Source organism: Cognatiyoonia sediminum (assembly GCF_900129845.1).
Lineage (GTDB): Bacteria > Pseudomonadota > Alphaproteobacteria > Rhodobacterales > Rhodobacteraceae > Cognatiyoonia > Cognatiyoonia sediminum.
This window is the reverse complement of record NZ_FQXB01000003.1, coordinates 34937-58308: the sequence shown is the minus strand read 5'-3', so window position 1 is coordinate 58308 and position 23372 is coordinate 34937. Positions and strand designations below refer to the sequence as shown.

Sequence of the window (23372 nt, the reverse complement as noted above, 5' to 3'; positions counted from 1 at the left end):
GAATTGGTTATGGATCGTACAAAATTGAAGCGTTACGGCATTGGCGCCGCAACATTCGCAACAGCCCTGACGATTGGTTTTGTCATTCAATATGGCGACGCGGTTGCGTCTCGTGTTGGTGGCCAAGATACGGCTCCTGAACCGCAAGCCGCCGCCGAAACTGATGAGCAGATCATCATGCCTGCAACGGCAAGCGTTGTTGCTCCACCGGTGTTGCCGACGCCAGAGGTAACAGCTCCCGCAACCAGCAATGTTGCCCTGACCGAGATTCCAGAAGATATCAATGTGCCGACCCTTTTGTTGCCTTATGATGAGGCGGCAGAGGCCGAGAGCCCGATAGATGAAACTGCGACCGAAGCGCCGGAGATGGAACTGGCGGCCGCAGACGTTGTTGAAGACCTGACGATTTCACCGATGACACTCGACGCCGAAGTGGTTGATACAGTGCAAGACGTTGCGCAAAGCTGTGGTTTGCGCGTTCTCGCTACGGCCTCTGACATGGCGATGGTGGACCTTACGCTTGACGCACCCTGCCAAACAGAAGCGTCTTTTGCCATCTATCATCAGGGCATGACGATCTCTGCCATGACCGATGATTTGGGCCTCGCGCAATTGTCGATCCCTGCTTTGAATGAACATGCGCTCTTCATTGTCACATTCGAGGATGGCGCCTCCACAATGGCGCAAGCCTTCGTCTCCGACATGAATGACTATGACCGCGCTGTGCTTCAGTGGCAGGGCGCGCACGGCTTTGAGTTGCACGCCTTGCGCCAATCGTCGAGTTATGGCGAAGACGGTCATATCTGGAAGGGCGTGAATGGATCTGCCGAAACCGGCATGGTCGCGAGCTTTACCAATGGCGATTATGCCGCAGAGATCTACACCTATCCGGCCGGTCAATCTTCCTCCACAAGCAGCATTCAGTTGAGTGTGGAAGCAGTTATCCAAGACAAAAACTGTGGCAAGGTCATCAATGCTCAGGCCATTCAAATTGGCCCGAACCGCACCACCGGAATTACTGACCTAGAAATGACACTTCCGGACTGTAATGCGATTGGTGAAATTCTCGTCTTGAAAAACATCTACGAGGACCTGACATTCGCCGCGAGATGATTTGGCGAAACGCGGACCCGTTAAGAAACTATGGAAAGCGTGCGGTACTCGGTGCCGCACTCTTTCTTTGTGCGACTGCATCTTTCGCAAATGAGCCGATCACGCTGACGTCCAAATCTGGTGCTTTGGAGCTGACGGGGGAGCTGCTGGGTTTTGATGGCGAATACATCCAGATCGCAACAGAGTATGGCCCAGTGAGCCTGTCCTTTGCGCGCGTGGATTGCGCGGGCGCTGAATGCCCCGACCCGGACAACTTTGTCGCGCGGCTCAAATTTGCGGGCGAGGCGGCGATTGCCGATGTTTTGCTTCCGGCCTTGTGGGATGGGTTTGCTCGGACTCAAGGATGGTCGACCCAGTTTGATGAACTGGACGGCGGGTCTATTGGCGTGGCGACAAATTCCGCTGGCACGGTCGAGGCTGTGCTGGAGATTTCCAGTTCTTCAACCGATCAGGGGTTTGCCGATCTGTTCGACCACAAAGCCAATGCGGTTGTTGCAACACGCGAGATTACGGATGAAGAACTCTCCACCGCCCGAACCCAAAGATTGGACGACTTAGAAAGCTCAACGCGGTCTCGGATATTGGGATTGGATGCGATGACGCCCATCGTTTCGCCGTTGCGCAAAACGCGTTCGCTGTCGTTGGTTCAACTGCAACGTGCTTTGAAAGGTGAGGTGACAGGTTGGGAAGCCTTTGGCGAGTCTGCTGCGCCTCTGCAGGTCCATCTGGGACCAGAAGGATCGGGATCGACGCAAACCGCTTTGCGCTATCTGATCGGAGGCGCCGAACCGGTTGGTGTGACCTACCACGAGACACAAGCAGATATGGCCAATGCTGTCGTCTCGGATCGCAATGCGATTGGCCTGTCGTCGGTCTTGCGAACGGGTGGCGCGAGGCCTGTAGCGCTTTTGGATGATTGTGGGTTCCTCAGTGCGCCGTCGCCCATCGGCATAAAGACGGAAGACTATCCGCTGACGGCGCCCATCTTTCTGTACCTTCCCCCACGGATCATGCCGCAGGTGTTCAAGGATTTCGTGGAATGGACGCGGTCTCCTGCAGCTCAGTTAATCGTGCGTCGGACGGGGTATGTGGATCAGACGGTGGTTCCTATTCCATTGGACGCGCAGGGCCAGCGGTTTGCCAATGCGATTGAACGAGTCGGGACGGAAGTGCCGTTTGATGAGCTTCAGCGCTTTGTCCGCCTGATTTCGGATCAAACGCGGTTGTCTTTGAGTTTTCGATTTGAAGCGGGATCGGCAGAACTTGATGCGCAGTCCCGATCGAACCTGATGGATTTGGCAGCCGCTATTCGGAACGGCGAATACGATGGGCAAGAGCTGAAGTTGATTGGGTTCAGCGATGGGATCGGTGATGCGAGCGCGAACCGCGAGTTGTCTGGTGCGCGGGCGGAGGCGGTGCGGCGAGCCTTGCTGTCTCGCCTAGGCGATGCTGCGGAGAATGTGGCTTTGGACATCGCGGCGTTTGGAGAGGCTTTGCCAATGGCTTGCGATGATACTGAATTGGGCCAACGAACCAACCGGCGTGTTGAGCTTTGGGTGAAGGGTTAGAGTAAACCTGCTGCTCGGAAGCTCAGCTCACGCGATTTCCCGATAATCAGGTGGTCATGGACCATGATGCCAAGCGCTTGAGCCGCTTGAACGATTTGATCGGTCATCGTGATGTCGGCCTGCGATGGGGTCGGATCGCCGGAGGGGTGATTGTGGACCAAAAGGATCGACGCTGCGTTGAGTTCGAGGGCGCGTTTGACGACTTCACGCGGGTAGACAGGGACGTGATCGACGGTGCCTTTGGCCTGTTCTTCATCCGCGATCAGGGTGTTTTTCGTGTCGAGAAAGAGGATGCGAAACTGTTCGGCTTCGCGGTGGGCCATGACCGTGTGGCAGTATTTAATGAGTGCGTCCCAGCTTGAAATTACATGCTGCTTCAACACTTGAGACTGTGCCATACGGTGAGCGGCGGCCTCCACGATTTTGATTTCAAGTGCGGTTGCCGGGCCGATACATTTAACTTTTGTAAGTTGGTCGAGCGGCGCGGCGAGTACGCGGTTGAAATCGCCAAATTGCTTGATGAGCTCATAGGCAAGTGGTTTTGGGTCCCCACGTCTTATTGACCGAAACAGGATGAGTTCCAAAAGCTCATAGTCTGGCATCGCATCCGCGCCGCCATCTTTGAATCTTGTCCTGATCCGTTTGCGATAGCCCGCAACATAGGCCGGTTGATCGTTCTTGGTCGATTTGGCCTCGGGTATCGGGAAAATGGTTTGGGTCTCGGCAAAATTTGGCATTTGCGCCAAGATGCAGGAATGATGGTTAACGAGTGGTTAGCTCCTTTTGAGAGCTATCCATTTCTGGGCGTAGTTTAGTTGGATTTTCGCGCCGCCGTGATCAGGACGACAAATGCCAACCCGCCGATGACCAATCCGGTGATGGCACCTGCACCGCCTTCGCCGAGCAGGGATAGGAAAACTGCGTCGTGCAGGTTGAAGAAGCCGATGCCAAAAGCCCCGATCAAAACCGGTTGTTTGGTTCCGTTGACCGCGCCGTAAATTGCGATCAGGACCTAGGCCAATTGACGTGCCAAGAATGCGCCTGCGACGGACCCAAGTGATGCAACCTCTCCATTCAGGTTCGCGAGGCCTGGGTTGTTCGCCGTGTCGATGTAGGCGGGGACGGTGAAGACAAGCAAGATGAGGGCGAGAACGCCAAGGAGCGCACGTTGCCAGAGGGGTTGTTTTACCAGTTCCATTGCTGTCTCCTATTTATCTCTCTAGAGAGATAAATGAATATCTGGCTGGGAGCAAGGGGGATTTGAGATTATCCTTTGTGGGACTGAAGGGAGACTCGTTGTGACTTCACCAAAGCCTCGGACCTGGAAGGCCACGCCCAATACGGCAACACGGATCGTGGCCGGTCTGTTCCGTAGTCGGAACTACGTGTGGAACAACGATCATAAGGTGGCGGAACAGCACGGGATCACATGGACCCAGTTTCTGATCTTGCGGGCGTTACGGTTCACGAATGAGGCGCTCACGCTGACACCAACGCAGCTATATGAGGCAGCTCAGGCCAGTTCGAGTGGGACGGCGAAGATGTTGGCGGGCTTGGCGGAGATGGGTTTGATTGAGCGGTTTCCGAACCCTGATGATGCTCGCAGCACTTTGGCGCGTCTGACGGAGAAAGGCGCTGACCTGACGGAGCAGATTGTGGATGAGCTGATCGAGATGAACACTGCACTGTTTGACGGGGTTTTGACCACTGAGGAGCGGGAGCAGTTGGCGGATTTGTTAGGGAAGCTGAGTGCGGAGTTGCGGGAGCGGGTTTAGAGAGGCAGACCGGACTCAAGCCGAAGGCGCCGGTCTGATCGCCGGACCGACCCAGAGGGTCGACGATTTTGTTAGTCTTGCAATCCGCCGCGAAGGAAGATGTCCTTTGCTGCCATAAAGCATTCTGCGGGAGATGGCGGGTCGCCAACCCTCGGTCCGGCGATTAGATCGGCTTGTGGCTGATCACCAAATGCCTTGATATTTTGCAGGAAGCGATTGCGGTTCTTGGTTCACCAAAAATCGTGATCTTTTTTGAACATCCGCCGAGCAATCAAAAGCATCCCAAAAAACGCGGGCAACTCAAAGAGTACAATCACCATTGAAGTTACCCCAAACGGAAGGCCAAATCTTGAGAGAACTAGGCCGACTACACAAAAGATGATCAGCGCATAGGCCAAAGTCGACAGGACCGTTAGAGCAAAGTTTGTGCCCAATGCGGCATTGTACTTTTGGGTTACTCCCATGCCGCTATACTCGTTTGAAAAGTACGAATTTTACACACTGGGAAACGAAACGAAAAGTACATCTACCCTTTCATCGAATCCCAAAAGCTCTTTACCGAACTAAAGAAACTGCTCCCATGAGGGTTGTTTTCTTCGCTCAGCGTGTCGAATTCTTTCAGGATTTCCTTCTGACGCGCGGTTAGCTTCACCGGTGTTTCAACGGCCAGTTCGATAAACATGTCTCCAGTGCCAGCGCCTCTTAGTGCAGGCATACCTTTGCCGCGTAGACGCATTTGGCGGCCGGATTGGCTGCCTTCGGGGATGCGCACGCGGGAGCGACCGCCGTCGATTGTTGGAACTTCGATCTCTCCACCCAAAGCGGCGGAGGCGATAGAGACAGGTACGCGGCAATAGAGGTTCACCCCGTCGCGTTCAAAGATCTGGTGATCCTGCACTTCGATAAAGATGTAGAGGTCGCCAGATGGACCACCACGCATTCCGGCTTCGCCTTCACCGGCGAGACGGATGCGGGTGCCGGTTTCGACGCCAGCGGGGATGTTGACGGAGAGTGACTTCTCTTTCTCGACACGCCCGTGGCCGTGGCACACCTTACATGGGTTTTTGACGATCTGGCCTGCGCCGTTGCAGGTCGGGCAGGTGCGTTCGACGGTAAAGAACCCTTGTTGCGCGCGGACCTTGCCCATGCCGGAACAGGTCGGGCAGGTTTGTGGCTCTGAACCGCCTTCGGCACCGGTGCCGTTACAAGACCCACAGCTGACGGCAGTTGGCACGGTGATCGTCTTCTGCATCCCTGCATAAGCATCTTCGAGCTTTACGCGCAGGTTGTAGCGTAGATCGTTGCCGCGCTGGGCGCGGTTGCGCCCGCCGCCGCCGCGACCGCCCATCATATCGCCGAAGAGATCGTCGAACACGTCCGAGAAGGCAGAGGCAAAGTCGCCGTGACCGCCGCGTGGGCCACCGCCGCCGCCGCCCATGCCGCCTTCGAACGCCGCATGACCAAAGCGATCGTAGGCCGCTTTCTTTTCCGCGTCCTTCAGAACTTCATAAGCTTCGTTCGCTTCTTTGAACTGAGCTTCGGCATCTGGGTTGTCTGCATTGCGATCCGGGTGCAGCTCTTTCGCCTTGCGACGATAGGCTTTTTTGATCTCGGCAGCGTCAGCGCCTTTCGAGACACCGAGCGTTTCATAGTAATCGCGTTTTGACATGATATTTATCCCCCTCGGGAATAGACAAACCGGCCCCGGTCAGGGCCGGCCTGCTTTGAAACGCTGCGACTAGTCGCGCTTGTCGCTGTCGAGGTCTTCGAAGTCGGCATCCACGATGTCGTCTTCGTCAGCACCCGCAGGTTCGTCGCCATCAGCCTCGTCTTGGCTTGCTTTGTAGATCGCTTCGCCAAGTTTCATCGCGGCTTCGGTCACGTTCTGAACGCCAGCTTGCAGTTTGTCGGCTGTGACTTTCTCATCCTCGAGGTCGTCTTTCAGTGCTGCGATCGCCAGTTCAATCGCCTCAACAGTTGTTGGGTCGACCTTATCGGAATGCTCTTCCAAGGACTTCTCAGTCGAGTGGATAAGGCTTTCCGCTTGGTTCTTCGCCTCGATCAACTCGCGACGTTCTTTATCGGCCTCGGCGTTATCTTCCGCATCCTTCACCATTGCTTCGATGTCTTCGTCAGAGAGACCACCGGAGGCTTGGATCGTGATCGACTGTTCTTTGCCGGTGCCTTTGTCCTTCGCAGCCACGGATACGATGCCGTTGGCGTCGATGTCGAAAGTGACTTCGATCTGCGGCATGCCACGTGGGGCAGGCGGGATGTCTTCAAGGTTGAACTGGCCGAGGATTTTGTTGTCGGCTGCCATCTCACGCTCACCCTGGAACACACGCAGGGTCACGGCGTTCTGGTTGTCTTCCGCGGTGGAGAAGGTTTGAGACTTCTTCGTTGGGATCGTGGTGTTACGGTCGATCAGGCGTGTGAAGACACCGCCCAAGGTTTCGATACCGAGGGAGAGTGGTGTCACGTCGAGCAGAACAACGTCCTTCACGTCGCCTTGCAGAACGCCAGCCTGAATAGCGGCGCCCATGGCGACCACTTCGTCTGGGTTCACGCCTTGGTGTGGCTTCTTACCGAAGAACTTTTCAACTTCTTCCTGAACCTTTGGCATACGGGTCATACCACCGACGAGGACAACCTCATCAATGTCACCGGTGCTGAGGCCCGCGTCTTTGATCGCGGCTTGGCATGGTTTCATGGAAGATTTGATCAGATCACCAACGAGGCTTTCCAACTTCGCGCGTGTGAGCTTCATCACCATGTGAAGTGGCTGACCGTCAGACCCCATAGAGATAAACGGCTGGTTGATCTCTGTGGAGGCAGAAGAGGAGAGTTCGATCTTGGCTTTCTCAGCCGCTTCTTTCAGACGCTGCAGTGCCATCTTATCTTTGGTCAGATCGACGGAGTTCTCTTTTTTGAACTCATCCGCCAAGTAGTTGACGATGCGCATGTCGAAGTCTTCACCACCAAGGAACGTGTCACCGTTGGTGGACTTCACTTCGAAGAGGCCGTCGTCGATCTCAAGGATGGTGACGTCGAATGTACCACCACCAAGGTCGTAAACCGCAATGGTTTGTGTGTCTTTCTTATCAAGACCGTAGGCGAGTGCGGCTGCTGTCGGCTCGTTGATGATGCGCAGGACTTCGAGGCCAGCGATCTTACCGGCGTCTTTTGTCGCCTGACGCTGTGCGTCGTTGAAGTATGCAGGCACCGTGATCACCGCTTGGGAGACAGGCTCACCAAGATAGCTCTCAGCCGTTTCTTTCATCTTTCCGAGGATGAAAGCGGAAATTTGGGATGGGGAGTATGTCTCACCCTTGGATTCGACCCAAGCATCACCGTTACCACCGTCTACGACAGCGAATGGCATGTTCTTTTTGTCTTTGGCGAGGTCTTTGTCATCGAACCGACGGCCGATCAGACGCTTCACTGCAAAGATGGTGTTTTCTGGGTTGGTGACTGCCTGTCGTTTGGCCGGCTGGCCAACGAGGCGTTCGTCGTCTGTGAAAGCGACGATAGAAGGTGTAGTACGCGCACCTTCGGCGTTTTCGATCACACGCGGCTCGGATCCGTCCATGATCGCGATACAAGAGTTGGTTGTTCCGAGGTCAATACCAATGACTTTGGCCATATTTCAAATCCCTTTACGTTTAGGCGGTTTGAACGGCGCGAACCCGTTGTGGCACCCGCGCCTATTTGGAAGTTTTTCGACCATAGGATTGACCCATGATCGACGATCTTGGCGTATATAGGGATGCGGTTTTGGGCCTGCAACGGTCAAAGCGGCACAGAATCAAGAAAAATGGGTGTTTGCGCGAATTTTCAGACCTTCCCGAAGGTCACTTCGGTGGATTCAGAAATTAACGCGCGGCACCCCAGCTGAGGGATGCGTGGCGGCGGGTGTAAAATTCACCCATCAGGCCAATCAGAATGAGAGCCAGACCGACGTACAATGGATAACTGATTGAGCTGAAATGTGGGTTGTAGTTGATAAAAACAAATCCGCGATTTTGATCGATTGCATGGAATAGTGGATTCCAGTCAAAAAGAACGAGCATGCTACCTGGCAAAGAATTTGCGACAAACATTTTGCCAGACGCAATCATGTTCGCACGCATGTAAAGCATCGTTAGAATGCCGACCAATTCTGGCAACCATGGCTTGAGCGCCAGGAATACCATTCCGACTGCAACGCCGGTGAACCAAGCCAAAAGGAGCATTCCGAATGCGCCAACGGGGTCTTCAATCACCACCGGCGTAAATGCGACATGGTAAATAAACAGGATCACCAACAGCGAGAGGACTTGGGTGTAAAGCGACGAGATCGCAGCCGCGGTAATCGATATCGCCGTATTCATTGGTGCGTGTTGCATCATCGGCGATGCAGGTCCTTCGGCGCCAACAACTGCACTGACTGCCTTAGTATGAGTCAGAAACAGAAAGATCCCGGACATGATATATAGAAGAAAATCCCCCCTAATCGCGGCGTCGCGCATGCCCAAAATTTCAAACATTGCGAAAAATACGACGACAAAGATGATTGCCTGCATCATATTCAACAAAAGGCCAATGAAAGCGTTGCGATGACCTTTCCGAATGTCGCGGACAATCGTGTGATACATGATTTCCAACAACGCAAATGCGCTGCGCGTCTTTGATCGATTGTAAGACGTCTGGAACATGTTTTGTCCTGCCGGGGCGGTTAAGCCTGATGTTATTGCACGAAATTCTTGCTGTTCGCTTTAAGGGCTACCATAAGGCCAGATAGGGCAAAGATCAAACTTTCGTCCTTAGGCATTTCAGAGGTGGAGAGCGGCACTTGGATAACGCGAAATTGGTTGCAACGATGCGGACGTTGGCTTTGGAGGCGGGTGATGAGATTATGCGCATCTACAATGGTCCGGATTTTGAGGTGAAAACCAAATCTGATGAAAGCCCGGTGACAGAAGCGGACGAAGCCGCCGATGCTCTGATCAGCGCTGGTTTGCGGGAAACCTTTCCAGATGTGGCGCTTGTGACGGAAGAGCAAGCCGCCTCTCACGCAGAAACGGCATCCACCTTTTTGATTGTTGATCCGCTGGATGGAACAAAGGAATTTGTGCATCGTCGCGGTGATTTTACTGTCAATATCGCTTATGTCGTTGATGGTTTGCCTGTGCTGGGCATCGTCTACGCCCCTGCGAAAGATCGGTTGTTCTACACGCAAGCTGATGGGTCTTCGGTTGAGGAAACAGGGCCGTTTTCCAAGGCCGAAATTGGCGAAACGCGGCCGATTTCAGTGTCTAATCCGAACAATTCATCCTTGCTGGTTGTCGCGTCAAAATCGCACCGCAATCAGGCGACAGATGATTACATCTCAAAATATGCGGTCGAGGATATGAAGAGCGCAGGGTCTTCGCTGAAGTTCTGCCTTGTTGCGACGGGCGAGGCTGATATTTATCCGCGCCTTGGCCGCACGATGGAGTGGGACACGGCAGCTGGACACGCCGTTTTGAAAGGGGCGGGTGGAGACGTTATTCGTTTTGATGACCATACGCCGTTGACCTATGGCAAAGATACCTTCGCCAACCCTTTCTTCATCGCGTATTCTCCCGGCGTTGAACTGAAGGCGCGGTAATGTCCGTTATCATCGTCATTCCCGCGCGCTATGCGTCGTCTCGGTTTCCTGGGAAACCATTGGCGACATTAGTCGGTGCTACAGGTGAAAGCCTAAGTCTGATCGAGCGAAGCTGGCGCGCTGCAATGGCGGTGAACGGGGCTGACCGGGTTGTAGTGGCGACCGATGACGATCGAATTCGGGATGCTGCACAGGCGTTTGGGGCCGAAGTTGTGATGACGTCGAGCGAATGTAAGAACGGAACCGAGCGTTGTGCCGAAGTGCTCGAACGGATTGGTGAGAATTACGAAATTGTTGTTAATCTTCAAGGAGATGCGCCTCTCACACCGTCTTGGTTTATCGAGGATTTGGTGAAGGGGCTGCGCGACGATCAGAGCTTCGATGTTGCGACACCTGTTTTGTGCGCTGATGGTGCGACTTTGGCCGGTCTCAAGGAAGATCGCCGCAATGGGCGCGTCGGCGGGACTACAGCAGTTTTTGCCCACGATATGAAAGCTCTGTATTTCTCGAAAGAGGTTATTCCCTTTGTCGAGGAAGAGTTTGATGCAGATCAACCAACGCCGGTCTTTCACCATGTCGGCGTTTATGCCTATCGCCCTGAAGCATTACGGGAATATTTGACGCATCCTATTGGAATATATGAAAAACTAGAGGGTTTAGAGCAGCTTCGTTTTCTTGAGGCTGGTCACAATGTTTTGTGTGTCGAAGTGGAGGCAAAGGGGCGACAGTTTTGGGAAGTGAACAATCCTGAAGACGTTCCGAAGATCGAAAAGATGTTACAAGAAATGGGCATCGCTTAGCACTGGCGATCAAAGAAGTAAGGAATTCCTCAAATTGTAATTCCGCCAGCATTAAGCAAACTGCATTGAAGGATCTGTGAAGTAATGAAGAAAGCGCATTGTTTGCGACCAATGGTTGTATTGGCCAACGAATTGGTTTCAAAATGAATACAATTCACCTTCTCGCCTTGGGTCTGACACAAAATATCGCTAATCTGATTGGAGAAACGTGGGAAACACGTAAGGCAGTGACAAAATGAATAGAAAAGTAACCAAAGCTATTTTTCCAGTTGCCGGGCTTGGAACAAGGTTTCTTCCTGCGACCAAGTCGGTCCCAAAGGAGATTATGACTTTGGTTGATCGCCCGTTAATCCAATACGCGATTGACGAAGCGCGTGCGGCAGGGATCACTGAGTTCATTTTTGTGACGTCTCGTGGAAAATCTGCGTTAGAAGACTATTTTGACCATGCACCTGATCTCGAAGCGTCACTTCGCGCAAAGGGCAAAAATGATCTGCTAAGAATTTTGGAAAACACCAATATGGACAGCGGTGCGATTGCTTATATTCGTCAACACAAAGCGATGGGTCTGGGCCACGCGGTATCGTGTGCCCGCCGCTTGATCGGAGACGAACCGTTCGCGGTCATTTTGCCGGACGATGTGATTGCTGCCGAGCGGCCTTGTCTGCAACAGATGGTCGAAGCGTATCAAGATACTGGCGGTGCCATGGTTGCTGCCATGGAGGTCGCGCCTGAGCAGATTTCGTCTTATGGCGTTTTGGATGTTGAGACTGACCTTGGCAAAGTGATGAAAGTCAAAGCCATGGTTGAGAAACCAGCTGCGGAAAAAGCGCCGTCGAACTTGGCTGTGATCGGTCGATACATCCTGACGCCGGATGTTTTGAACAATATGGATTCAATCGGCGAAGGTGCTGGTGGTGAGATCCAATTAACAGACGCGATCGCGGCTGAGATCACGCAAGGCCGAGATGTGTTTGGATACTGCTTTGACGGTCAGCGCTACGATTGCGGGTCCAAAGCGGGCTATTTGGAAGCGACTGTTGCGTTCGCCTTGGCGCATCCAGAGCTGAAAGATGGGTTTGCGGATTACCTCGATAATATGACGGCTGTGCGCAAAGCTGCTCAATAAGGAAAGTGCATTGATTGGGTAACGCGGGACAAGCGAAATCACCGTTCCAGCGAACACGGCCCTTTACCCAGCCTGCTAAACTCTCTCGAGCTTTGAAACTGTATCGCCTGCGGTGGAAACGCCGCAGGTTTTTGGTTCGTTCGCTTCGAAAGCGTTCTGAATTAGTGCCAAAGCAGGATCGCACGACCGGCATCAAAAGGACGGACATTCTACTTTTTGTGACTGTCCGGAATGAGGAGGAGCGCCTCCCCTATTTCTTGGACTACTACCGGCGACTAGGGATCGATCATTTCCTTTTCGTCGATAATGCAAGCACCGATGGCACCGGTGAACTGTTGCGCCGCCAAGATGACGTTTCGCTTTGGTCGACCGATCAGAGCTATCGCCTTTCTCGCTTTGGCGTCGATTGGTTGACCGCCTTGCAATTTCGATATGGCGGAGGCCATTGGTGCCTTACCGTCGATGCGGATGAATTGTTGGTTTATCCGGACTGCGAAACGCGCGGTTTAGCGGACCTGACCACCGAAATGGAGCGTGTAGGGCAAACTGCGCTCGGTGCGGTCATGCTGGATATGTTTCCGCGTAGGTCTATCAGCGAGGTGGTTTATCAGTCTGGCGAAGACCCGATTGAAAGCCTGCCGTGGTTCGACGCAAATGGTTACCGCACGCAGATTCACCAGACCTATGAAAATGAATGGATTCAAGGTGGAGTGAGGGACCGGTACTTCTTTGTATCCGACCCTTCGCGCGCGCCGACGTTGAACAAGTTTCCGTTGGTCAAATGGAACAGGCGCTACGCCTATGTGAATTCAACGCACCAAATTTTGCCAGTGAAGCTGCATCAGTTCTTGGATTTGGACACCCAAAAACATGTCTCTGGAGCTCTTCTTCACACAAAATTCCTGCCGAGCATCATGGAAAAATCGCTGGAAGAATTGGTCCGAAAACAGCATTTTCAAAACAGTGACCTCTACCAAAACTATCACCAAACACTGGCGGAAGGCCCCGATTTATGGGTCGAAACGGCACAAAAATACACCAATTCACACCTTTTGGTTGAGTTGGGGCTGATTTCAAAGGGACAGTTGCCTGAAAACTGAATTGCTGGCTTGCTTAAAGCCCCCGCTCGTTTATTGAATATTCCTCAATAATATTAGGTGCATGATGGGTCCACTAAGACCCGCGAAAGACACCGGCGGAGCAGTAATCGGGAGACGACTTGGGTGTAGCAACCTCATATCGTTTGAGATGGCAGCGGAAGCGCTGGCAGGGCAGGGCCTATCGCAAAAGCTTTGAACTGAAATCTATTGCTGACCGCACTGACCAGATTAAGCCGGATGATGTGATTGTCTTTAGCACGTTCCGTGATGAGAATCTTCGGCTCCCCTACTTCTTGTCCTACTATCGCGCGCTGGGCGTTGATCATTTTATCATGGTCGACAACGAAAGCACCGACAGTGGCGGCGATTACTTGGCCGAGCAAAAGGACGTTTCGCTTTGGCACGCGAAAGGCAGCTATCGCAGCGCGCGATATGGCGTGGATTGGCTGAACTATTTGCAACGCAAATACGGCACCGATCATTGGATTCTGACAGTCGATCCGGATGAGCTGTTCGTTTATCCGTTCTGCGACAGTCGCCCGATCCATGCGCTTACCGATTGGTTGGATAGTTCCAACATTCGTTCGTTCGGTGCGATGTTGCTGGATATGTATCCCAAGGGACGACTGGGTGATGCAAAGTATGTGCGCGGACAAGACCCGCTCGAGATTGCGAATTGGTTTGATTCTGGGAACTACTCCTTCTCCAAAAACTCGCTCTTCTGGAACCTTTGGATTCAAGGTGGCCCGCGGGCACGGATGTTCTTTAGCAAAGAACCGGAGCGTGCACCGGCACTGAACAAGGTACCGCTCGTCAAATGGAAAAAGAACTACGCCTACGTCAGTTCGACCCACAACCTGCTGCCGCGTGGTTTGAACCTTGTTTATGATGAGGTTGGCGGGGAGAAAGCCTCTGGCGCGCTTCTTCATACGAAATTCCTCGACACGTTCGCTGACAAAGCGAATGAAGAGCTGATCCGCAATCAGCACTATGCCAATGGTCGCGAGTATAAGGCCTATGCGGCGGGCAATGATCAGAACCCTGATCTGTGGTGTAAGTGGAGCGAGAAATACATCAACTGGCGTCAGCTTGAGATTTTGGGGATCATGTCCAAGGGGAATTGGGCGTGACCGTCGGGGTCGTCATGTTGGTGCACACCGCGCTTGATCGGGCGGAACAGGTGGTGCGCCATTGGGTCAAGGGCGGCTGCCCTGTTGTTATCCACGTCGATAAGAAAGTGCCCGTTGCTGACTACGATCGATTTGTAGCCGACCTTTCTGATGTGAAGACGGTCAAATTCTCCAAGCGTCATAAATGCGAATGGGGGAAGTGGGGTATTGTCGCTGGTACGCAATCCGCGTGTGAGATGATGCTGCGCGATTTCCCAGATGTGACGCATGTGTATCTGGCCTCTGGGTCCTGTTTGCCGCTTCGACCTATTCAGGAGTTGAAAAAGTACCTCGCCGACCGACCGCGCACCGATTTTATCGAGAGTGCGACTACAGCCGATGTGCCTTGGACCATCGGGGGTTTGGACAGCGAACGGTTTACCCTGCGCTTTCCGTTTTCGTGGAAAACACAGCGGAAGCTTTTTGATGGCTATGTCTCGATGCAGCGGGCTGTTGGGTTCAAGCGGCGCATTCCAGAAGGCCTTGTTCCGCACATGGGGTCACAGTGGTGGTGTTTGTCGCGCTATACGCTTTCGGCCATTTTGCAGGATCCGGATAGGCCAGCGTACGACAAATATTTCAAACGGGTCTGGATACCTGACGAAAGCTATTTCCAGACGCTGGCGCGGCTATACTCCGGCAAGATCGAAAGCCGGTCCCTGACGCTTTCAAAGTTCGATTATCAGGGTAAGCCACATATTTTCTACGACGATCATCTGCAATTGCTCAGACGGTCCGATTGTTTTGTTGCGCGGAAGATTTGGCCTAAAGCGACGCGGCTCTATAAGACCTTCCTTGATGGAGATGGCTCCATCCTGAGCGGGACGGAGCCGAACCCCGGGAAAATCGACCGCATTTTCGCGAAAGCAGTGGATCGCCGAATGCGGGGTCGGCAGGGGCTCTATATGCAGAGCCGGTTCCCCTACAATGAGTGGGAAGGCGGAGTAACCAGCCAGCCCTATTCGGTGTTCCAAGGATTTACCGAGCTCTTTGAGAATTTTGAGCCATGGCTGGCCAAACAAACTGGTACGCGTGTGCATGGGCACCTTTTTGGTCCAAAACGAGTTGAGTTTGACGGTAGGCAAACTCATTTCAGTGGTGCTTTGGCCGATGCGCCGGAGCTGCGCGATCACAACCCGCAGATGTTCCTTGCGAACCTTCTTTGGAACACGCAAGGCGAACGGCAGTGTTTTCAGTTTGGTCCATTTGATAATCAAGAGATCAATTGGAAAATAGCGCTTGATCCCAATGCACAGATTTCGGTGATCTCTGGATGCTGGGCTGTGCCGCTTTTCCAGACCAATCGAAACTTTGCCGATTTGCGTAATGAGGCCGCGCGGTTGCAACAGATCGAGAATGACCACCTTTCTATCTTGCGTTCGCCCTATACCAAGGCACGGGTGCGTATTTGGTCGATGGCAGAGTTCATCGAAACGCCTATGGAGGCGTTGCAAATCGTGGTGGACGAAATGACGGGTAAGACGCAGCGCCGATTGACCGAGGCACCGCGGATGTATGACTTGACCGGATTTGGTCAGTTCCTGCAGAACCTCAAGAACCAGGGGATGCATCCCTATTTGATGGGCGATTTCCCGTTAGATCAAGCGCCAGAGCATCGCCCCGAAAAGCGCCGCAAGCCCTATTTGGTGCGCTAGACTATGGCCAAATTCGACTACTTCGTTGTCTTTGCGGAAATGCGCACCGGATCAAACTTGCTCGAAGCCAATCTGAATCGATTTGATGACCTTGCGTGTTTGGGTGAGGCGTTCAATTCGCATTTCATTGGGTATCCGAAGTCAGAGGCTGTTCTGGGCGTGACGCTGTCACAACGCGAGGACAATCCTCATCTATTGCTGGATGCGATTCAGGTTGCGGTGGGGACGAATGGCTTTCGCTATTTTCATGATCATGACCCGAGAATTTTGGACCGGCTTCTGGCAGATCAGCGCTGCGGCAAGGTTATTTTAACGCGAAACCCCATTGAAAGTTACGTCAGCCTTAAGATTGCGACGCAGACCGATCAATGGAAAATGACCAACGCGAAGCATGAGAAATCAACGCAGATCAGCTTTGATTTGGAGGAGTTCGCGGATCATTTGAAAGCTCAACAAGATTTTCAGTTGAAGATCCAAAAGGCGATGCAAGTGTCCGGTCAGTCGGCCTTCTATATCGGCTATGACGATTTGCACGATATCGATGTGATCAATGGCCTTGCGCAGTTCCTAGGATCGCATATCCAGCTTGATGCTTTGGATGATAAGCTAAAAAAGCAAAACCCAGCCCCTTTGTCCGACAAGGTGAGCAACTACGATGCGATGAAAGCGGGGTTGGCCAAACTGGATCGGTTTGATCTGAGCCGGACCCCAAATTTTGAACCTTGGCGTGGGCCGATGGTGACGAAATATGTCGCCGCTCCAAAGAGTAATTTGATCTACCTTCCGATAAAGTCGGGCCCCAATGCCGCCGTTCTAAGTTGGTTGGCGCAGTTGGAAGGCGTTTCGACGGACGAATTGAGCAGTGGATTGAAGCAAGGAGAGATGCGGCAATGGATGCAGGACCACGCCGGTCATCGGAGGTTTACCGTGGTGCGGCATCCTGTAGCCCGTGCGCACGCGGCCTTTTGCCAGCATTTCCTTGAGCAGGCGGGTGGCGGTTATGCCGAGATCAGGCAGACGTTGAAGTCTGCCTACGGTTTGAAGCTCCCAAAGCGCGAACTGCGCCCCGAAACTGATAAACAGTACGATATGGAGGCCCATGCCAAAGCGTTTCATGGGTTTCTGAAGTTTGTGAAAAACAACCTCAATGCACAAACTTCGTTGCGGGTTGATCCAGCATGGGCCAGTCAGGTCGCGCTGGTGCAAGGGATGAATGAGTTTGCGCCGATTGATCTGATCTTGAGGGAAGATCAGCTTCAAATGGACCTGCCGCTCCTGCTTTCAGATGCGGGTGATGTAGAACTGCTTGGTGAGACAGACCCATACGCCGACCGGCTCGCTGCGATCTATAGCTCCAAAATCGAAAAAGCCGCGCGCAATGCCTATGCGCGCGACTATTTCACGTTTGGTTTTGAAGACTGGAGGCCTTAGGCTGCCTGATTTGTCTCTGTCGCGGTCAGCAAGGTGTGCAAGGCCGCGACGTCTGAATTTGCCCGCAGCTTCGCGCAGATGTCAGCGTTTCGCATTGTGCGAGATACGAGAGCCAGCGCCTTGAGGTGCTGGACGCCAGCATTTACTGGCGCGAGAAGCGCGAAGATCAAATCAACAGGTTGCTTGTCTGCTGCGTCGAATTCCAAAGGTTTTTCGAGACGGACAAACATGCCGCAAACCTCATCGATCCCATCGAATCGCGCATGAGGTAAAGCAATGCCCTTGCCCACAGCAGTTGGCCCGAGATTCTCACGCTCAATCAGCGCTTCGATAACGACTGTTGGGTCGAGTCCGTGGACGCCTTCTGCAAGCGCGCCAAGGTCATGGAACAACCTTTTTTTGCTGGTGCACCCGCTCAAAACCTTGACCGCGTTGGCATCCAGAATATCTGACATCAACATCTTCGTATACGTCCGTTCGTTTCAGCCGGTCTATGCGTCGGCGCGGGGGTCTATCCAACCTATGTTTCCGTCGTCTCTCTTATAGACAACATTAACCGAATTGTTTTTTTCGTTACGGAACACAACGACTGACGAATTCGCCAATTCCATTTGCATCACCGCTTCGCCAACCGAAATTGACGGTATTTTCGTCTCCATCTCCGCCACGATGACAGGTGTAAAATCCTGCTCTTCCGCGACATCTGAGTCGTCACTTGAGGCGAGGATATAGGAGCCTGCGTCGGAAAGTTCAACGGGTTGTGATCGTTCTTTGTGATGGTCTTTCAACCTACGCTTGTTTCGGCGCAGTTGCTTATCCATTTTTTCGGAACTTGCATCAAAAGCTGCATAGATTTCGTGGTTGGATCCCTTGGCTTGTACGTTCAAGCCTGTCGACAAATGAACTACCGTTTCGCAGACAAATTCGTGACCAGATTTTGAGAATGTGACCACTGCATCTGTCGGTCGGCCCGCATATTTTTCAAGCAAATCGGACAATTCGCTTTCTACGTGGGTCTGCAGCGCTGCACCAATATCAATCTGTTTGCCGCTAATCTGGTATCTCATTTGCTCTCCTTCAGCTTCAAAAACATATTCACCGCAAGACAAGTCTTGCGGGAGGCTGATTTATGCCTTTGTAAAAAGATAACACTCAGTTTTTATTGCATTATTCTGGCTGGCACGAAGCTCGCTCCAGAATAGTGCAGAGATGATAACTGAGTCTGTCATCTCCTTCATTGAGCGCCATTGAGGGGCGCGTTGTCAATGAAGAGATAGAAGATTTCGCAAAGTTTTTAGTTAACGCGGAAGCCTTGACCAAGATAAACGCGGCGCACGTTCTCATCTTGGACGACTTCTTCGGTCGTCCCGCTCATCAAGACGCGACCATCGTGCAAGATGTAGGCGCGGTCAACGATCTGAAGGGTTTCTTGGACGTTGTGATCGGTGATCAAGACACCGATGCCGCGGTTCTTGAGATCTGCGACAAGATGTCTGATCTCCCCTACCGCGATCGGATCAACACCGGCGAAAGGTTCGTCCAAAAGTACGTATTTTGGGCCCGCGGCGAGGCATCTGGCGATTTCCGCACGACGCCGTTCACCGCCAGACAAAGCCAGCGCAGGTGCGCGGCGGATATGTTCGATGGAAAACTCTGACAGAAGGTCGTCCAGTTTCTTTTGACGAAGATGCCGTTTCGGTTCGGCAATCTCCAAGATCGCCATGATATTGTCTTCGACGGTCATCCCACGAAAGATCGACATCTCTTGCGGCAGATACCCAATGCCCAACTGAGCCCGGCGGTACATGGGGAGAGAGGTCACATCGCGTCCGTCGATGATGACTTGCCCGCCTTCTGGTGTGACCAATCCGGCGATGGAATAGAAACAGGTCGTTTTGCCTGACCCGTTTGGCCCGAGCAAGGCAACGACTTCGCCGCGGCCAAGATCCATGCTGACATCGCGGATGACCAAGCGCTTTCGGTAGGATTTTCGCAAGTTTACGATGCGAAGCCCAAGATCACCTTCTTGTACCGAAAGCTCTGCCATCAGTTGCCGCTTTGCTGGATGATTGTCCGAACGCGCCCCGTGAGTTCAGCGCTTCCGGTATTGAGGTTGATTGCCATTCGCTCCGCGGAAATGGCGCTTGATCCTTGGGTCAAAAGAACGTCGCCCGTGAGGATGAGAGACCCGGTTTCGAGATTGTATTCCGCCGTTTCTGCTTCTGCTGCTTCGGTTGCGGTTACAAAGGTAGCGCCACCAGAGGCCTTGAGGCTCGCAATTTGGCCGGCGCCCTCGGCGTAAACAACTTCGACTTCTCCGGCGGACATGCGAAGATCGCCTTGGCCGATCACCACGTTTCCTGAAAACGTCGCTTTGCCGGTATCCTGATCGACCGACAGGGAATCCGCTGAAATCTCAACCGGCAAAAAGGCGTTTGCGGCGATGCCGCCTAGATCAATGCTGGTCTGCGCTGGCGCGGCTGATGCAGATGAAATCAAAAGGCTCGCAATGAGGATACGAAAGAGCGTCAAAGTACTATTCCTCAATTCTAGATTGCGGTTGGTATAGCATTCTGACGCCGTCGGTAAAATGCATCTGTTGGCCTTCGTCCATGGAGGGTACCAAAATGCTGACGTTGCCCGCTTCGAGTTCGCCGAAAGGGGCGAGGACTTTAAGCCGTCCATCCGAGACAATTTCTCCGGTCGCGAGGTCTGCTCGAAGTCCGGCGGTTTCCATCATGTAACCAGACGATGTTTCGAGTCGCGCGAGGCCACTGAGTTCTGCGTAGCGACTAGGGCCATCGATGAGGCCTTCGCCGGCGGAAATGGTGAGTTCTGTACCATCGGGTGAATCCAACCTTAAGCTGGGTCCGTCAATCGACAATGTATCGAGCTTGCCTTCGAGCGGTTGCGCGCTTCTGGCGGAGATTTTGATAATCGATCCGTCAGCGGCCACGCCGGAGAATTCCGGTGCATTGATTCGTTGTTCTTCGGCTAGCTCGCTGAGCTGCGCGAAGGGGATTTCGTTTGAGTCCGATGAGCTGCGAGAGAATAGGAACAGTGTCGACAAAAGCGCGATACCCATGACGGGTAAGATCACTTTTGCCCAGCCGACCATACGGGAATGAAAATTGATGTCGCTGGACACGAGCCTAGACCACGCCTGCGCGTAGGCAATCTTGGATTTTTAGGACGCCAACGGGTTTGGTGTTGTTATCGACAACAAACAAGCAGGTGATCTGTTTTTCGTTCATGATAGCGACAGCTTTTTCGGCCAAAGCGCTTGGTTCGATTGTCGTCGGGTTCTCTGTCATGACGTCGCCAGCATGCTTATCGAGTAGACCGTCCATATGGCGGCGTAGGTCACCATCGGTGATGATGCCCGCGAGGGTACCATCTTGGTTACTCAATCCAACGACACCCAATCCTTTTTCACTGATGACCAGCAGTGTCTCGCTCATGGATGTATCTGGCGAGGTCAGAGGGATCGCATCACCGTCGTGCATTAGGTCTGAGACTTTTGCCAATCGTGCACCGAGTTTGCCGCCGGGATGGAATTCGCGGAAATTTTCAGGCGTGAAATTCCGCGCTTCCATCAGGGCAATGGCCAAAGCATCACCCACTGCGAGGGACATTGTTGTAGAGATTGTTGGCACGACGCCGTGGCCACATGCCTCGCCCAATTGTGGAATGTTGAGACGCACGTCGGCTTGTGTCGCGAGGGTGCTGCCGGGGCGGCTGCTGAGCGCGATCAGTGGGATCTGAAATCGGCGAGTGTAAGCGACGAGGTTTGCGAGCTCTGGTGCTTCGCCGGAGTTGGACAGGGCTAGAACGATGTCGTCACTTGTGACCATGCCCAGATCGCCATGGCTGGCTTCTGCTGGATGGACGAACTGTGCTGGCGTGCCGGTGGAGGCCAAAGTCGCCGCGATTTTGCGGGCGATATGGCCGGATTTCCCAATACCAGAAACGATGATCCGACCCTTGGCGGAGAGGATCATCGCAACGGCTTCGGCAAAACCATCGCCGAGTCCATTGGCCAAGGCCTCAAGCCCTGCGGCCTCTTCTCTGATGACGCGGCGGGCCGTGTCGAGGTGTTGGGACACGTCAGACATCAGTGTGCGAAGATGTCAACTTCGGGCCAGCCTGCGATATCAAGCTTGGCACGGGTTGGCAGGAAATCAAAGCAAGCTTGAGCAAGGTCAGTGCGGCCTTCGCGTTCCAGCCGGATGTTCAGTTCATCGCGCAATTGGTGCAGGTACAAAACGTCGGACGCTGCATAGTCCAACTGCGCCGCTGTTAGGTCAGCTGCGCCCCAGTCGCTTTGCTGTTGATGCTTTGAAATGTCGACGTTCAGCAGTTCTTGGAGAAGGTTCTTGAGCCCGTGTCGATCTGTAAAAGTGCGCACCATTTTGGATGCGATTTTGGTGCAATAGACCGGTACGGTTGTTGCGCCGAATGTGTGGAACAGTGCGGCGATGTCGAAGCGACCAAAGTGGAAAAGCTTTAGCACATTTGGGTTCTCGAGCATCGCAACTAGGTTTGGTGCCTCGGTCTGGCCGATTTCAACCTGAACTAGATGACAATCGCCATCGCCGCCAGACATCTGGATCAGGCACAGGCGGTCGCGATGCGGGTTGAGGCCCATGGTTTCACAGTCGATGGCCACGATCGGGCCAAGGTCCAGCCCGTCTGGCAGGTCGTTTTTGTAGAGGTGGTTGGCCATGCTCAATTTCCTTAAGTTATCAAGGCAAATAGAGGCTATGGCCGTTAACCGCAACTAAACGGGCACGTTTTAGGGTCAGAAGAACGCCTGAAGTCCGGTTTGTGACCGACCCAAAATCAACGCGTGAATGTCGTGCGTGCCTTCATAGGTGTTGACGGTTTCCAAATTGATCATGTGGCGGATTACTTGGAATTCGCCGGAAATCCCGTTGCCGCCGTGCATGTCGCGAGCATGGCGGGCTATTTCGAGTGCTTTGCCGCAATTGTTCCGCTTGATCAGGGAAATCATCTCCGGCGCGGCTTTGCCTTCGTCAAACAGGCGTCCAACGCGCAGCGCGGCCTGTAGGCCCAAAGCGATTTCGGTCTGCATATTTGCGAGTTTCAACTGGTATAGCTGCGTCTGTGCCAGCGGTTTGTTGAATTGGGTGCGATCCAATCCGTATTGTAAAGCACGGTTCCAGCAATCCTCTGCCGCGCCCATAACGCCCCAAGCGATGCCGTAGCGCGCGCGGTTCAGGCATCCGAACGGACCCTTGAGCCCTTCGACATTTGGCAGCAACGCGTCCTCACCGACCTCAACGTTATCCATTACGACTTCGCCGGTGACGGAAGCGCGCAGGCTGAGTTTCTTACCGATTTTCGGGGCCGATAGACCTTTGGTTCCTTTTTCAAGAATAAAGCCGCGGATGGCGCCGTCATGTTCATCGGATTTTGCCCAAACGACAAAGACATCCGCGATCGGGCTGTTCGAAATCCACATCTTTGATCCGTTCAGGACATAGCCGCCCTGAACCTTAGTGGCGCGAGTTTTCATTCCTGCGGGATCAGACCCTGCATCAGGTTCAGTCAGGCCGAAACAGCCTATCCATTCGCCGGATGCGAGCTTGGGCAGGTATTTTTGGCGCTGCTCTTCGGTTCCGTAGGCGTGGATCGGGTACATTACCAACGAGGATTGAACGGACATCATCGAGCGGTAGCCGCTGTCAACACGTTCAACTTCACGTGCCACAAGGCCATAGGAGACATATCCCGCACCGATGCCGCCGTATTCTTCTGGAATGGTAACACCCAAAAGGCCCTGTTCGCCCATTTCGGCAAATATCTCGGGCTCCACCTTTTCTGTTTCAAACGCATCGGTCACGCGAGGTTGCAAACGATCCGCACAAAACGCGCGTGCACCCTCTGCGATCATGCGTTCATCATCTTCCAATTGATGATCCAACAGCAAAGGATCCATTGGCGTAAAGGCGGCTCGTGACATTTCTTCCGAATCCCTTG

At 53.3% G+C, this 23372-nt stretch carries 24 protein-coding genes; 10 read left to right on the top strand and 14 right to left on the bottom strand.

Annotated features, from left to right (window positions below; all coding sequences use genetic code 11):
- Positions 1-9 precede the first annotated feature (9 nt).
- Positions 10-1113 (top strand): hypothetical protein, encoded by a 1104-nt coding sequence (locus BUA85_RS10740; RefSeq protein WP_072900994.1) that lies wholly within the window; start codon positions 10-12, stop codon positions 1111-1113.
- Positions 1110-2681 (top strand): phosphate ABC transporter substrate-binding/OmpA family protein, encoded by a 1572-nt coding sequence (locus BUA85_RS10735; RefSeq protein WP_072900992.1) that lies wholly within the window; start codon positions 1110-1112, stop codon positions 2679-2681. The genes BUA85_RS10740 and BUA85_RS10735 overlap by 4 nt, the downstream gene beginning before the upstream one ends.
- On the opposite strand, the gene radC is transcribed toward BUA85_RS10735, so the two are convergent.
- The 3 genes from radC to BUA85_RS10725 form a co-directional block, all read right to left on the bottom strand.
- Positions 2678-3418 carry a RadC family protein gene (gene radC / locus BUA85_RS10730; protein ID WP_072900990.1) on the bottom strand — a complete coding sequence of 247 codons (741 nt, stop codon included), beginning with the start codon at positions 3416-3418 and terminating at the stop codon, positions 2678-2680. The genes BUA85_RS10735 and radC overlap by 4 nt on opposite strands.
- A 74-nt stretch (positions 3419-3492) precedes the next feature.
- Positions 3493-3645, bottom strand: coding sequence for a hypothetical protein (locus BUA85_RS16810; protein WP_165611609.1), 153 nt, complete (start codon positions 3643-3645; stop codon positions 3493-3495).
- Positions 3646-3693: 48 nt separating this feature from the next.
- Positions 3694-3879: a hypothetical protein gene (locus BUA85_RS10725; RefSeq protein WP_072900989.1), complete on the bottom strand. Its 186-nt coding sequence runs from the start codon at positions 3877-3879 to the stop codon at positions 3694-3696.
- Between the two features lie 100 nt (positions 3880-3979).
- Between BUA85_RS10725 and BUA85_RS10720 the strand changes: the two genes are divergently transcribed.
- Positions 3980-4456 (top strand): MarR family winged helix-turn-helix transcriptional regulator, encoded by a 477-nt coding sequence (locus tag BUA85_RS10720; protein ID WP_072900987.1) that lies wholly within the window; start codon positions 3980-3982, stop codon positions 4454-4456.
- A gap of 526 nt (positions 4457-4982) precedes the next feature.
- Here BUA85_RS10720 and dnaJ read toward each other — a convergent pair.
- The 3 genes from dnaJ to BUA85_RS10700 form a co-directional block, all read right to left on the bottom strand.
- Positions 4983-6125: a molecular chaperone DnaJ gene (gene dnaJ, locus BUA85_RS10710; RefSeq protein WP_072900984.1), complete on the bottom strand. Its 1143-nt coding sequence runs from the start codon at positions 6123-6125 to the stop codon at positions 4983-4985.
- A gap of 69 nt (positions 6126-6194) precedes the next feature.
- Entirely contained in the window at positions 6195-8099 is a 1905-nt protein-coding gene (gene dnaK / locus BUA85_RS10705) for a molecular chaperone DnaK (protein WP_072900982.1), read from the bottom strand.
- Between the two features lie 229 nt (positions 8100-8328).
- Positions 8329-9150 carry an ABC transporter permease gene (locus tag BUA85_RS10700; RefSeq protein WP_072900981.1) on the bottom strand — a complete coding sequence of 274 codons (822 nt, stop codon included), beginning with the start codon at positions 9148-9150 and terminating at the stop codon, positions 8329-8331.
- 137 nt (positions 9151-9287) lie between these two features.
- On the opposite strand from BUA85_RS10700, the gene cysQ reads away from it, so the two are divergent.
- The 7 genes from cysQ (at position 9288) to BUA85_RS10665 (ending at position 17369) form a co-directional block, all read left to right on the top strand.
- Complete coding sequence (cysQ, locus tag BUA85_RS10695; protein WP_072900979.1) at positions 9288-10085, top strand: 3'(2'),5'-bisphosphate nucleotidase CysQ; 798 nt, start codon at positions 9288-9290, stop codon at positions 10083-10085.
- On the top strand, positions 10085-10885 hold the full coding sequence (locus tag BUA85_RS10690; RefSeq protein WP_072900977.1) for a 3-deoxy-manno-octulosonate cytidylyltransferase: 801 nt from the start codon (positions 10085-10087) through the stop codon (positions 10883-10885). The genes cysQ and BUA85_RS10690 overlap by 1 nt, the downstream gene beginning before the upstream one ends.
- A 235-nt stretch (positions 10886-11120) precedes the next feature.
- On the top strand, positions 11121-12014 hold the full coding sequence (galU, locus tag BUA85_RS10685) for a UTP--glucose-1-phosphate uridylyltransferase GalU (RefSeq protein WP_072900975.1): 894 nt from the start codon (positions 11121-11123) through the stop codon (positions 12012-12014).
- 164 nt (positions 12015-12178) lie between these two features.
- Positions 12179-13114 carry a glycosyltransferase family 2 protein gene (locus BUA85_RS10680; protein WP_242649048.1) on the top strand — a complete coding sequence of 312 codons (936 nt, stop codon included), beginning with the start codon at positions 12179-12181 and terminating at the stop codon, positions 13112-13114.
- 119 nt (positions 13115-13233) lie between these two features.
- On the top strand, positions 13234-14244 hold the full coding sequence (locus BUA85_RS10675) for a glycosyltransferase family 2 protein (RefSeq protein ID WP_072900973.1): 1011 nt from the start codon (positions 13234-13236) through the stop codon (positions 14242-14244).
- Complete coding sequence (locus tag BUA85_RS10670) at positions 14241-15938, top strand: DUF5927 domain-containing protein (protein ID WP_072901469.1); 1698 nt, start codon at positions 14241-14243, stop codon at positions 15936-15938. Before BUA85_RS10675 ends, BUA85_RS10670 begins: the two co-directional genes overlap by 4 nt.
- A 3-nt stretch (positions 15939-15941) precedes the next feature.
- On the top strand, positions 15942-17369 hold the full coding sequence (locus BUA85_RS10665; RefSeq protein WP_072900971.1) for a sulfotransferase family 2 domain-containing protein: 1428 nt from the start codon (positions 15942-15944) through the stop codon (positions 17367-17369).
- Here BUA85_RS10665 and BUA85_RS10660 read toward each other — a convergent pair.
- From BUA85_RS10660 to BUA85_RS10625, 8 genes are all read right to left on the bottom strand, one after another.
- On the bottom strand, positions 17366-17830 hold the full coding sequence (locus tag BUA85_RS10660) for a PTS sugar transporter subunit IIA (protein WP_072900970.1): 465 nt from the start codon (positions 17828-17830) through the stop codon (positions 17366-17368). The two genes, BUA85_RS10665 and BUA85_RS10660, sit on opposite strands and share 4 nt — an antisense overlap.
- 30 nt (positions 17831-17860) lie before the next feature.
- A complete protein-coding gene (gene hpf, locus BUA85_RS10655; RefSeq protein WP_072901467.1) occupies positions 17861-18436 on the bottom strand; it encodes a ribosome hibernation-promoting factor, HPF/YfiA family in 576 nt (191 codons plus the stop codon).
- 227 nt (positions 18437-18663) lie between these two features.
- On the bottom strand, positions 18664-19416 hold the full coding sequence (lptB, locus tag BUA85_RS10650) for an LPS export ABC transporter ATP-binding protein (RefSeq protein ID WP_072900968.1): 753 nt from the start codon (positions 19414-19416) through the stop codon (positions 18664-18666).
- Positions 19416-19901 carry a lipopolysaccharide transport periplasmic protein LptA gene (gene lptA, locus BUA85_RS10645; RefSeq protein WP_072900967.1) on the bottom strand — a complete coding sequence of 162 codons (486 nt, stop codon included), beginning with the start codon at positions 19899-19901 and terminating at the stop codon, positions 19416-19418. Before lptA ends, lptB begins: the two co-directional genes overlap by 1 nt.
- A 4-nt stretch (positions 19902-19905) precedes the next feature.
- Positions 19906-20517, bottom strand: coding sequence for a hypothetical protein (locus tag BUA85_RS10640; RefSeq protein ID WP_083526254.1), 612 nt, complete (start codon positions 20515-20517; stop codon positions 19906-19908).
- Positions 20518-20521: 4 nt separating this feature from the next.
- Positions 20522-21484, bottom strand: a complete 963-nt coding sequence (locus tag BUA85_RS10635) for a KpsF/GutQ family sugar-phosphate isomerase (protein ID WP_072900963.1) — start codon at positions 21482-21484, stop codon at positions 20522-20524.
- Positions 21484-22095: a ribonuclease D gene (locus BUA85_RS10630; protein ID WP_072900961.1), complete on the bottom strand. Its 612-nt coding sequence runs from the start codon at positions 22093-22095 to the stop codon at positions 21484-21486. Before BUA85_RS10630 ends, BUA85_RS10635 begins: the two co-directional genes overlap by 1 nt.
- Before the next feature lie 75 nt (positions 22096-22170).
- Positions 22171-23355, bottom strand: coding sequence for an acyl-CoA dehydrogenase (locus tag BUA85_RS10625; protein WP_072900959.1), 1185 nt, complete (start codon positions 23353-23355; stop codon positions 22171-22173).
- Positions 23356-23372 lie beyond the last annotated feature (17 nt).